Raw genomic sequence first — 11854 nt, 5'->3', positions numbered from 1 at the left:
CCCGTCCGTCGACGTCATCACCGGCACCATCAAGGCGAACTTCCCGACCCGCATCTCCTTCCAGGTAACGTCGAAGATAGACAGCCGCACCATTCTGGGCGAACAGGGCGCCGAACAGCTGCTCGGCATGGGTGACATGCTCTATATGGCCGGTGGCGGCCGCATCCAGCGCGTGCACGGTCCCTTCGTCTCCGACAATGAAGTGGAAGAGATCGTCGCCTATCTCAAGACGCAAGGCACGCCGGAATATCTGGAAGCGATCACCGAGGAAGACGATGAGGAAGGCAATGGCGGCGGCCCGGCCGGCGCCGGCAATTTCTCCGATTCGGAAGACCCCTATGATCAGGCCGTGGCTGTCGTGCTGAGGGACGGCAAGGCCTCCACTTCCTACGTCCAGCGGCGTCTCGGCATCGGCTACAACCGCGCCGCCTCGCTGATCGAACGCATGGAGCAGGAAGGCATCATCGGCCCCGCCAATCATGCCGGAAAACGCGAAATACTCGTACCAACGGAAGCAGACATCATCGAGCGGTAATGCCCGTCGCCCACAAGGCTGTCGTGGTTTCGGGATAACGACACGCGTGAGGCGAAGACGGCAACCAAGCGGGGCGAAGAAGCGTTAATACACGCTTTCAACGTCATGAAGCCGCCGCCTTTATGCGGAAAATCGCTGCGATGAAGGAGAACAGAATGAACGACCTCACCACCGGCGAGATTGCCACCGCAAACACACCAGAGAACGGCGTGACGCGACGTGGCGTGCTGACGGCGTTTTCCATGGCTGCGGTCATGGCCGGCCTGTCGCCGCTCAACGCATTTGCTCAGGCTGCCGGTAACAGCGCGACCGCGCAGAAAATTGCCAATCACTTCTCGTCGGTCAAAACCATGATGGGAGAGTTTGTCCAGTTTGGCCCGCGCGGTGAACAGACCGGGGGCAAATTTTACATCGAACGGCCCGGCAAGCTTCGATTCAATTATGAAGACCCCTCGCCCATGCGGGTCATCTCCGACGGCAAGAATGTCGTCATCGGCAACATGAAGCTGAAGACATGGGATTTGTATCCATTGTCAAAGACCCCGCTCAGCCTGCTTTTGTCCGACAAGATCGATCTGAGCAACCAGAAGGTCCGGAACGTGAAGGAAGAGTCGGACCTGACTACCATCGTACTGGGTGACAAGAGCGTGTTCGGCGATTCCACCATTACCCTGATGTTTGACCCGAAAACCTTCGATCTGAGGCAATGGACGACAACCGATGCCCAGAACAAGGACACGACTGTCATGATCTTCAACGTGCAGACGGGCGTTAACCTCGACGAACGCGTTTTCAACATCAACTACGAAGAAGTCCGCAAACGCGGCTAAAGGCCGGGCGGTCCACGGCGACAGTTCAAAAGGCGGCCCTGCGGTCGCCTTTTTTATTTTGCCGCTAAAATGCATTCCCGTTTTCATCGCGATGTTATAAGCCTGCGCCCCGGAAACATGTCTCGAAACAATCGGCTTCGAGGCTATAGAAGCGGAGCACATGCATGTCGTTTTCGATAACCACCTGGAACATCAACTCGGTCAGGCTCAGAATGCCGATCGTGGAGCAGTTTCTGGTGCGTTACAAACCCGACATTCTCTGCCTGCAGGAAACGAAATGCCCCAATGGCGAGTTTCCGATGAAGCCGCTGAAGGCGCTCGGTTACGAGCACGTCATCATCCATGGCCAGAAGGGCTACCACGGTGTGGCGATCGCTTCGAAAATTCCGCTGACAGAAGATCATCGTCAGGACTATTGCGGTATAGGCGATGCACGACACATTTCCGCGATTTTTCAGGTTGGATCGCGCCGCATACGGCTGCATAATTTCTATGTTCCGGCTGGCGGTGACGAACCCGACCGGTCGATAAACCCGAAATTCGGCCACAAGCTGGATTTTATCGAAGAGATGAAGGCGCTTCGCGCCGACGGCGTGCCCGGCACCTCGTCCATTCTCGTAGGCGATCTCAACATCGCGCCGCTTGAAAATGACGTCTGGTCGCACAAGCAACTGCTGAAGATCGTTAGCCATACACCGGTGGAAACCGACGGCATGCTCGATATCATGAAGAAGGGCAACTGGCTCGACCTGATGCGGCTGAACGTGCCTGATAGTGAAAAGATTTATACCTGGTGGAGCTACCGCGCCAAGGATTGGGAAGCCGCAGACCGTGGCCGCCGTCTCGACCATATCTGGTCGTCGCAGGATCTCGGCCCTTCGCTTGAAAAGATCGATATCTTGCGCGAAGCACGCGGCTGGAACCGGCCATCCGACCACGTTCCGGTTACGGCCCATTTCCGTTTCTGAAGCGCTGGCTCTTTAAAATCAGGAGAAACGGTTCTGCAAACGGGCCGCGCCCGCCGCGAGTGCGGCGATATTATCGCGAATGCGTGCCGTCACGATATCGGCAACCTCCGGAAACTCCTCCACCAGCCGGTGAAAGAGAATGCGCGTTATCCGGATGACCTCGGAATCCTCCGCGGCAATGGCGGTAAATTTCCTCTCACAGAGCGTGAAAAGCGCCAGCTCAGAAAGAAGCGCCCCCTTGCCCGGTGTCGCCTGCAACGCGGGTTTTCCATCCCGCCCGGCCGTAAATAGCTCGAAATGGCCTGACGTCACCGCGAAGGCGCACTCGGCCGGGGAATGTTCCCGGAACAAAGTCTGACCCGCCGCCACGCGGCGGCGTTCCGCGCCGAAGGCGATCAGCCGCAACTGATCGTCGCTGAAGCCCGCAAACAACGGCACTTGCCCCAGAAGCATGATGTCATCCGTCAAGGCCATGTCGATTGCTACTCCAGAAAACCGCCTGCACCACTATAGCGGTTTTCGGATATCGGCCTTCAAAATACAAGATGTTAGAATATTCTGCGTCCTCTCGGACGCAGAAAGGGCGTTCGTTCAGGGAACGATCTTGTATCCGCCGTTCTCGGTCACCAGAATTTCGGCATTGGAGGGGTCTCGCTCGATCTTCTGGCGCAGACGATACACATGCGTTTCGAGCGTATGCGTCGTCACTCCGGAATTATAACCCCAGACCTCTTCCAGCAAGACGTCGCGGGTAACGACGGCGCTCCCGGCGCGGTACAGATAACGGATGATCGCCGCTTCCTTTTCCGTCAGCCGGATTTTTTTGCCGTCTTCAGTCGTCAGCAGCTTCTGGCTGGGTTTGAACTGATAGGGGCCAACGGTGAAAACCGCATCCTCGCTCTGCTCGTATTGACGCAGCTGCGCCCGGATGCGGGCCAGAAGGACGGCGAAGCGGAATGGCTTCGTCACATAATCATTGGCGCCCGCTTCGAGACCGAGAATAGTGTCGGAATCGGTATCGTGCCCGGTCAGCATGATGATCGGTGCCTTGAAGCCACCCTTGCGCAGCAGCTTCACCGCCTCTCGGCCATCCATGTCAGGAAGGCCGACATCCATGATCAGGAGATCGACCTGGGCAGTCTTTGCGGTCTGCATCGCCTGCGCAGCGTTTGCTCCGCTCAGAAGCGAGAATTCCTCATAGGGAGATAGTTGCTCAGTCAGCGTCTCCCGAAGATCGTCGTCGTCGTCCACCAAAAGGATAGTGCGAGCCGTCATTCGGATTCTCAGCCTTTCTTACTTTAGCGCATAGGCCCAAAAATCGCCGTTGATTTTCGGAAGGCGCAATGCGTAGTTTAAAAGAGTTAGAGCATCCATTGTGCCTCCGAAATAAGGCACGGCGCTCTAATTGTCAGCCAATTCAGCGGTTTGCCGATAAAAGGTCAACCCATTGCCATGATATTACGAAGTGCTATGACTTCACGTTAGATAACCTGCAAAGCAAAATCTCGTGAAAAACATGAGCAGACAGCCCGTAAAGCAACATAAACGCGCATCAACGCTCATGGTTCGGCCTGCGCCTTTGAAAATAAGCCGGGCCATCGTTCAGCTCGGGCATCTCACCTTTCCCGCAGCGATCGGGCGCAACGGCCGCACCGTGCTCAAACGCGAGGGAGATGGAAAGTCACCGATTTCCGTCACGCGTCTGCTGCACGGATTTTATCGCGGCGACCGTAACCCCGCCATCGCCACGACATTGCCGATGCAACGGACGCAGCAATCCATGCTTTGGTGCGACGAGCCACGCAGCGCCAGTTACAACAGGTTGGTCAAGTCCCCTTTCGCACTGAGCCACGAGGAGATGATGCGAAAGGACGGCCTTTATGACGTTTGCCTCGTGCTCGATTGGAACATCACGTCGAGAAGTCGGAACCGCGGTTCGGCAATCTTCATGCATATGATCCGCCCGGGATATGAGCCGACCGCCGGCTGCGTCGCTCTCCATCCCCGCGACATGAGGCGCATTCTGCCTTATATGCGCAAGGGTACGAAAATTCGCATCGTGTAGATCAGGCACAAAAAAACCCGCCATTCTTGGCGGGTTTTTTTAAAAAAGGAGAAAGCCGGTGATTACGCGGCTTCTTCCTGAGAATCGTCCTCTTCGACGGCCTTGCCGCGCTTCGGACCCTTGGCAAGGTTGACTTCCACCAGGCGAACAGCCTCGGTTTCAGACATCTTGTTGACAGCAGCAATTTCGCGCGCCATGCGATCAAGAGCAGCTTCGTAAAGCTGACGCTCGGAATAGGACTGCTCCGGCTGGTTTTCCGCACGGTAAAGATCGCGCACAACTTCAGCAATCGCGATAAGATCGCCGGAATTGATTTTCGCATCATATTCCTGGGCGCGGCGCGACCACATGGTACGCTTCACACGCGCCTTGCCCTGCACCACTTTCAGCGCCCGCTCGACAAAATCGCCTTCGGAAAGCTTGCGCATGCCGATGCTCACGGCTTTAGCGACGGGCACTTTAAGACGCATCTTGTCTTTTTCGAAATCGATGACAAAAAGCTCAAGCTTCATGCCGGCAACTTCTTGTTCCTCGATGGCAGAAATGGTACCGACACCATGAGCGGGATACACAATCGCTTCACCGGTTTTGAAACCGTGATGTGCTGGAGATTTCTTCTGCTGGGTCGTCATTCGTTCTAAAAACTCCCTGTTACATACCCGGCAACGCCGGGGTTGGGTCGGTCAGGCCCTGATGAGACGGGGGAACCGTCAGGTGACTCCGCACTGGTCCAGCCGTGCACGCAAAAACACACCATCCCGCATTGCGGGCTTCGATAACGTAAACGCTCGATATGTCACGGAAACCGCGTGCAAAAGAGGTGTTGCTTTCGTGGTGTTTTTGGGCACACAAATGCCACGCTGTGGATCAGTATCGTTGGTGTACCACAAAAATAGGCACAAATCAATAATTTGCTTCGACCGTGGCCGCAACATCACATGGCGGCCAAAGAACCACCTATAAATGGGCTACCGGAATACTGTCAAATGCTTCGTAACCGGTCCCTACCGTATAAGAAGCAAAAAAATTTCACTTCCCAACTGAAGAAACACGAAAGCCTCTTAAACTCTTCGTAATTACACGCCAATATCCGATTCGAATGAAAAGGCAAAATCCGCAAATTGACGGTGCTTTTTTACGTTAAAGTGTGATTTTTGGAGGAATCCACATCAAATGGGCTACAGAAATAATCCAAAACGCGAAAAACAGATCGAAAAAGCACGACAGCAGGCACTTGCCGAAAACGCGCCATTTCTTGATCCGGGTATACTCTATGGAAGAGCAAGCGCCGACGACATAGAATATTATTCCGCCGAAATGTTGGCCGCAAGCGCGGCGCACAGTTTCGAGGCTCTTTCGCGCTGGACTGGAGACGCGCCCCATATCAGCATCGCCCAGGTGGAGGGCGTCACCCCGCGGGATATTCCGGTAACGGTTCTGACGATTATCGGCCGCAATATGCCCTTCCTCTACGATTCCGTCATGGGTGAGGTCACAAGCAGCTATCGCGGCCTCTATCTCGCGGTCCACCCCATTCTGGTGCCGGATGCAACGGCGCAGGCGGGTTATCGCCTTGCGGAGCCTGATGACGATCCCGCCGGGAATATCAGCCTCATTCAGCTGCACATCGCCCCACTGACCCAGCAGGCCGCAACGGCGCTGGAAGAAAGATTGCGTTTCGTGCTGGCGCAGGTTCAGTCCGCCTATAGGGACTGGCGGCCCATGCTGTCGAAACTCGACGAAGCCCTAGACGAATTGTCCAAACGCGGCTCCTCGCGGCGCAAGACCGAGCGCGCGGAAGCCGTCGAGTTTCTCAACTGGCTTCGCAACGACAATTTCACCTTCCTCGGCATGCGCGATTACACCTATTCCGGAACGGGAAAGAACGCGAAAATCGAACGCGGTGACGGCGTCGGCCTCGGCAGCTTGAGCGATCCGGATGTGCGCGTGCTGCGCCTTGGCAAGGACGCCGTGACAACGACGCCTGAAATCCTCGCCTTCCTCGACGGTCCGGATTTCCTCATCGTCACCAAGGCAAATGTGAAGTCCATCGTGCATCGCCGCGCTTATATGGATTATATCGGCATCAAGCGCTTCGACGAGGATGGCAATGTCATCGGTGAATTGCGCATCGTCGGCCTTTTCACCGCCACCGCCTATACGCGTTCGGTAAAGCACATCCCGCTGCTACGTGCCAAAATTGCGGATGTCGAGCGGCATTTCGGTTTTGATCCGAACAGCCACTCCGGCCGCATTCTGCAGAACACGCTGGAAGCCTATCCGCGCGACGATCTCTTCCAGATCGAAACGGATCTTCTGATCCGCTTCATCGAGCAAATCATGGAACTGAGCGACCGGCCACGCGTGCGCGTTCTCGCACGTATCGACCGTTTCGACCGCTTCGTCTCGGCCATCATCTTCGTGCCGCGCGAGGAATACAATTCCTATGTGCGCGAGAAGATCGGCGACTATCTTAGCAAGGTCTATGACGGGCATATTTCCGCCTATTACCCTGCCTTCCCCGAAGGCGCTGTCGCCCGCGTCCATTTCATCGTCGGCCGCACGGAGGGCAAGACGCCGCGTATCGCGCAGGACAAGCTGGAGGATGCCGTCAGCGATATCGCAGCACGCTGGATAGACCATTTCGTTGCCCTTTCCGAACCTGGTGCGCCGGTGCTGGAGGTGGATCAGGCCTATCAGGAAGCCTTCACGCCGGAAGAAGCGATTGGCGATATGGCGGATATTCTGGCCACTGTGAAGGGTGAGCCGGTCCGCATCGAATTTTACCAGCAGGAAGGCCAGTCAGCTGAGACGCTGTCGCTGAAGATCTTCCATCGGGATGGCCATCTGCCACTGTCGCGCCGTGTGCCGCTGCTGGAAAACCTCGGTTTCAACGTCATCAGTGAGCGCACCTTCGACATCGGTGTCATCTCGGATGGCGAAAAGCGCGACATCGTGCTGCATGATATGGAACTCGCCGTCGCCAAGGGCGTGACGCTCGATCTGCCGCAATACGGACAGAAACTCGAAGAAGCATTCCTTGCTGCCTTCTCGGGCAAGGTCGATAATGACAACTTTAACCGGCTGATCCTCGCCTGCGGCCTTACCGTGCGCGAAGTGTCCGTCCTGCGCGCTTATGCCCGTTATCTGCGCCAGACCGGAATCGTTTATTCCCAGGAGCATATTTCCGAAACGCTCTTTAAATATCCGGCCATTTCACGGAATATTTTCGCGCTGTTCAAGGCTGGCTTCGATCCGTCCATCGACGAGAAGAAGCGGCTGAAGAAACTGGCAGAGATGCACAAGACAATCGAAGCTGCATTGAGCGGTGTTCCAAATCTCGATGAAGACCGCACCTTGCGGCGTTATGTCAACGCCATCGACGCCACGCTTCGTACCAACTACTTCCAGAAAAACACCGATGGCACGCCGCGTGACCTGTTGGCGTTCAAGTTCGATCCCAAACATCTGGACGGCCTGCCCGATCCACGTCCTTTCCGCGAAATCTTCGTCTACGGAACGGAAGTAGAAGGCGTGCATCTGCGCTTCGGCAAAGTGGCGCGCGGCGGTCTGCGCTGGTCGGATCGCGGCCAGGATTACCGCACGGAAGTGCTCGGTCTCGTCAAGGCGCAGCAGGTCAAGAATGCGGTGATCGTTCCCGTTGGCGCCAAGGGCGGCTTTTTCCCGAAGAACCTGCCTGTTGGCGGCTCCCGCGACGAGGTCTTCAATGCAGGCCGTGAAGCCTACAAGACCTATATCCGCACTCTTCTGTCCATCACCGACAATATCGTCGACGACGCCGTGGTACCGCCGGCCGATACGTTGCGGCTTGATGGTGACGATCCCTATTTCGTCGTCGCCGCCGATAAGGGGACCGCGACATTCTCCGATACGGCAAACGGCCTCGCCCACGACGCCGGCTTCTGGCTGGACGATGCCTTCGCATCGGGTGGTTCCGCCGGTTACGACCACAAGAAGATGGGCATCACCGCGCGCGGTGCCTGGGAAACGGTAAAGCGTCATTTCCGCGAAATGGACACCGACATCCAGACCACGCCCTTCACAGTGGCAGGTGTCGGCGACATGTCCGGCGACGTTTTCGGTAACGGCATGTTGCTGTCGGAAAAGATCAGGCTGATCGCAGCTTTCGATCATCGCGACATCTTCATCGATCCGGATCCCGATACCGACAAATCCTTCGCTGAGCGCAAGCGGCTTTTCGAATTGCCACGCTCAAGCTGGCAGGATTACGACCGTTCAACGCTCTCTAAAGGCGCAATGATCATCTCGCGTTCCGAAAAATCGGTGACGCTGACGCCGGAAGCCGTCGCTGCCATCGGCATCGACAAATCCGTCGCTACACCCTTCGAGATCATGACCGCCATTCTGAAGGCGCCAACCGATCTTCTGTGGTTCGGCGGCATCGGCACCTATATCAAGGCGGCGGTGGAAACCAACGCCGAGGTGGGTGACAGGGCGAACGACCCCATCCGCGTCAACGCCACCGAGCTGCGCGCCAAGGTCATCGGCGAAGGCGCCAATCTCGGCATTACCCAGAAGGGCCGTATCGCCTATGCGCTGGCGGGTGGGCGTTGCAATTCCGACGCCATCGACAACTCGGCCGGCGTGAATTCCTCCGACGTCGAGGTCAACATCAAGATCGCCCTCGCCTCCGCAGTCAATAGCGGTCGCCTGACGATGCCGAAGCGCAACCAGCTTCTTGCCTCCATGACGCCGGAAGTGGCGCAGCTCGTGCTGCGCAACAACTACCTGCAATCGCTGGCAATCTCGCTGACCGAGCGGCTTGGGCTTGCAAACCGGGAAGAACTCGGCCGCCTGATGAGCGCGCTGGAGGCAACCGGCCAACTGAACCGCAAGGTCGAAACCTTGCCGAGCAATGCCGAGCTCAGCGAAAGATATGCCACCGGCAAGCCGCTGACCCGGCCGGAAATCGGCGTGCTGCTTTCCTATGCCAAGCTGACACTGTTCGACGCTCTGGTGGCAAGCCCGCTGCCCGACGAACCCTATCTCCAGCATCTGCTCGCAGACTATTTCCCGGCCAAGATGCAGAAGAACTATGCAGACGATATCAAGGCGCATCGCCTGCACCGCGAAATCGTTGCGACAGCGCTCGCCAATGCCGTGGTAAACCGCGGCGGCCCTGGCTTCGTGCAGAAACTCGCCGATGCGAGCGGCCTCCTGTCGGCGGATGTCGTCAAGGCAGCGGTGATCGTGGAGGACGGTTTCGGCCTCAAACGTCTTTGGAGCGAGGTCGACGCGCTTGACGGAAAGATCGGCGGAGAAGTCCAGAACGGACTTTATGCCACGATCACCCGCATCTACTCCGATGCAAGCAGGCTTTATTTGCAAACCGGGAGCGTGGGCGCTGGAACGAGCGACATGGCAACCGAAATCGAGCGCCTGAAAACTGCCATCAAGACGCTATCGCCGGCAGCGGCGAAATATCGCCGCGAGCTTGGCGTCACGGAAATCGACGGTGTTCCCTCTGGCCTTCTGGAGGAGCTGGATACGCTTTCCCTGCTGGTCTATGTGCCAGAGATCATGCGTATCGCCGAAAATGCGGGCACGACGCTTGCCCGCGCCGCCGAAAGCTACGCCACGGTCTCCTCGACCTTCCGTGTCGCGCGGCTGCTGGATGCCAGCCAGCGCATCACGCCGGCAGATCACTACGAGAGCCTGGCTCTTCTGCGCAGCCAGGACCAGATCGCCTTGTCGAGACGCCGGATCGTCATCTCGGCCCTCACCGAGTATGCGAAGGAAAAGGACCCGGTTCAGGCCTGGTATGCGGCCGACCGCGTGCGCGTCAATCGCATCGTCTCGGAACTCGGTGCACTGAGCGAAAGCGGCGATACCAACCTCGCCCGCCTGACAGTGGCGGCGGGGCTGCTTGGTGATATCGTTCAGACGCGCTGATCGACCATTCGACGAACGCCATCCGGGTGACTGGCCCGGATGGCCATAAATGAAGCGTTTGCGCCGGCATCACGCATTTTATCCCCCATATCCGATAGGACGATGAATGACTGTCCCCTCCCCAAATGCGGAAACAGTGGTTGCCAAACGCGGCATCTGGGGCTGGGTCATGTTCGATTGGGCGGCACAGCCCTTTTTCACGGTCGTTACGACCTTCGTTTTCGGACCCTACTTTGTCGCCCGCCTCACCGATGATCCTATTTCGGCGCAGGCGACATGGAGCAACATGGCGACGGTCTCCTCGATCATCATCGCCCTCTTCTCGCCCATCCTCGGCTCCATTGCCGACCAGTCCGGCGCGCGCAAACCGTGGATCGCCTTTTTTGCCGCCATCAAGATCGTCAGTCTTTTATTCCTCTGGTTTGCAGCACCGGGTTCGCCGATCATCCTGCCCATCGTCTGCATGATATTCGCATCCATCGCGGCGGAGTTTTCGATCGTCTTCAACGATTCCATGATGCCGCGACTGACCAATCCGCAGAATGTCGGACGCATTTCCAATCTCGCCTGGGGGCTCGGTTATCTCGGCGGCATGGTGGTGCTAATTGCCGTGGTGACGCTTCTGGCCGCAAATCCACAGACAGGGCTGACTATCGCCGGCATCAAGCCGCTTTTCGGTCTCGATCCCGCAACCGGCGAGGACGCCAGAATAACCGGCCCGATAGCCGCAATCTGGTATTTGCTATTCATTCTGCCGATGTTTCTGCTGACCCCGGATGCGGACAGGGGCCTACCCTTCGGAGCGGCGATCCGCTCTGGTCTTGCGGAGCTCAAGACCACCCTGCGCGAACTTCGAGACAGACCCGTCCTGTTGCGGTTCCTGATTGCACGTATGCTTTATCAGGACGGCGTCAACGGCGTGCTCATTCTGGGTGGCGTATTTGCGGCGGGAATGTTCGGCTGGGCGACGATGGAAATCGGCCTCTTCGGCATCCTGCTCAACGTTGTCGCCATCGTGGGCTGCTTTGCGGCCGGGCGCGTCGATCAGAAACTTGGCTCGCGGATCACCATCCTCATCAGCCTGGTTCTTCTGCTCATCGCGACGGTCGGCATCGTCTCGACAGAAAAGGGCTCGACACTGTTTGGCTGGATCCAATTGCCGACAGCGGATAATGGCGGCATCTTCGCAACCGGCGCGGAAAAGGCCTATCTGCTCTATGGCATATTGATTGGCCTCGCCTTCGGTCCCGTTCAGGCCTCGTCGCGTTCCTATCTGGCGCGCAACATCACCGTTGCCGAGGCGGGACGCTACTTCGGCATCTATGCGCTATCGGGCCGCGCCACTAGCTTCATGGCGACGCTGTCCTTTTCAATAGCAACCTACCTTAGTGGCTCCGCACACATCGGCATGGCCACCCTCATCGTGTTTCTGGGGTTGGGGTTTGTTCTGTTGTTGCGCGTCCCGGAACGGGCAGCAAACTGAAGAACCGGAGAGAGCATTTGAGGGGTCTCACCCGAAATG

At 57.3% G+C, this 11854-nt stretch carries 9 protein-coding genes; 6 read left to right on the top strand and 3 right to left on the bottom strand.

Annotation, left to right across the window (positions count from 1 at the left end):
- The 3 genes from T18_RS27715 to T18_RS14845 all read left to right on the top strand — a co-directional run.
- A partial coding sequence (locus T18_RS27715; RefSeq protein WP_323455226.1) for a DNA translocase FtsK occupies positions 1-535 on the top strand: 535 nt, incomplete at its 5' end.
- A gap of 155 nt (positions 536-690) precedes the next feature.
- Entirely contained in the window at positions 691-1365 is a 675-nt protein-coding gene (locus T18_RS14850; protein ID WP_013636963.1) for an outer membrane lipoprotein carrier protein LolA, read from the top strand.
- 164 nt (positions 1366-1529) lie between these two features.
- Positions 1530-2333, top strand: a complete 804-nt coding sequence (locus T18_RS14845) for an exodeoxyribonuclease III (RefSeq protein WP_013636964.1) — start codon at positions 1530-1532, stop codon at positions 2331-2333.
- Positions 2334-2351: 18 nt separating this feature from the next.
- Here T18_RS14845 and T18_RS14840 read toward each other — a convergent pair whose 3' ends face one another.
- Complete coding sequence (locus T18_RS14840) at positions 2352-2807, bottom strand: cyclic nucleotide-binding domain-containing protein (RefSeq protein ID WP_013636965.1); 456 nt, start codon at positions 2805-2807, stop codon at positions 2352-2354.
- Positions 2808-2924: 117 nt separating this feature from the next.
- Positions 2925-3608, bottom strand: coding sequence for a response regulator transcription factor (locus tag T18_RS14835; protein ID WP_003492637.1), 684 nt, complete (start codon positions 3606-3608; stop codon positions 2925-2927).
- A gap of 286 nt (positions 3609-3894) precedes the next feature.
- Between T18_RS14835 and T18_RS14830 the strand changes: the two genes are divergently transcribed.
- Positions 3895-4398: a L,D-transpeptidase family protein gene (locus T18_RS14830; RefSeq protein WP_038492519.1), complete on the top strand. Its 504-nt coding sequence runs from the start codon at positions 3895-3897 to the stop codon at positions 4396-4398.
- 62 nt (positions 4399-4460) lie between these two features.
- Here the strand turns inward: T18_RS14830 and T18_RS14825 are convergent, their stop codons facing one another.
- The gene (locus T18_RS14825; protein ID WP_003492641.1) at positions 4461-5030 is read right to left on the bottom strand and encodes a CarD family transcriptional regulator; all 570 of its coding nucleotides are present in this window, start codon (positions 5028-5030) and stop codon (positions 4461-4463) included.
- Positions 5031-5571: 541 nt separating this feature from the next.
- Here T18_RS14825 and T18_RS14820 point away from each other — a divergent pair.
- The gene (locus T18_RS14820; protein WP_038492522.1) at positions 5572-10332 is read left to right on the top strand and encodes an NAD-glutamate dehydrogenase; all 4761 of its coding nucleotides are present in this window, start codon (positions 5572-5574) and stop codon (positions 10330-10332) included.
- 106 nt (positions 10333-10438) lie between these two features.
- Positions 10439-11815: an MFS transporter gene (locus T18_RS14815; protein WP_038492525.1), complete on the top strand. Its 1377-nt coding sequence runs from the start codon at positions 10439-10441 to the stop codon at positions 11813-11815.
- Positions 11816-11854: the final 39 nt, after the last annotated feature.

This window comes from Rhizobium sp. TBD182 (genome assembly GCF_001950375.1).
Taxonomy (GTDB): domain Bacteria; phylum Pseudomonadota; class Alphaproteobacteria; order Rhizobiales; family Rhizobiaceae; genus Agrobacterium; species Agrobacterium tumefaciens.
Note: the sequence above shows the minus strand (reverse complement) of the source record. Positions and strands in the feature narration are given on the sequence as shown.

Bases quoted from the DNA above. Each gene is read 5' to 3' on its own strand.
- T18_RS14850 (WP_013636963.1), top strand. From the start codon at position 691: ATGAACGACCTCACCACCGGCGAGATTGCCACCGCAAACACACCAGAG.
- T18_RS14845 (WP_013636964.1), top strand. From the start codon at position 1,530: ATGTCGTTTTCGATAACCACCTGGAACATCAACTCGGTCAGGCTCAGA.
- T18_RS14840 (WP_013636965.1), bottom strand. From the start codon at position 2,807: ATGGCCTTGACGGATGACATCATGCTTCTGGGGCAAGTGCCGTTGTTT.
- T18_RS14835 (WP_003492637.1), bottom strand. From the start codon at position 3,608: ATGACGGCTCGCACTATCCTTTTGGTGGACGACGACGACGATCTTCGG.
- T18_RS14830 (WP_038492519.1), top strand. From the start codon at position 3,895: ATGGTTCGGCCTGCGCCTTTGAAAATAAGCCGGGCCATCGTTCAGCTC.
- T18_RS14825 (WP_003492641.1), bottom strand. From the start codon at position 5,030: ATGACGACCCAGCAGAAGAAATCTCCAGCACATCACGGTTTCAAAACC.
- T18_RS14820 (WP_038492522.1), top strand. From the start codon at position 5,572: ATGGGCTACAGAAATAATCCAAAACGCGAAAAACAGATCGAAAAAGCA.
- T18_RS14815 (WP_038492525.1), top strand. From the start codon at position 10,439: ATGACTGTCCCCTCCCCAAATGCGGAAACAGTGGTTGCCAAACGCGGC.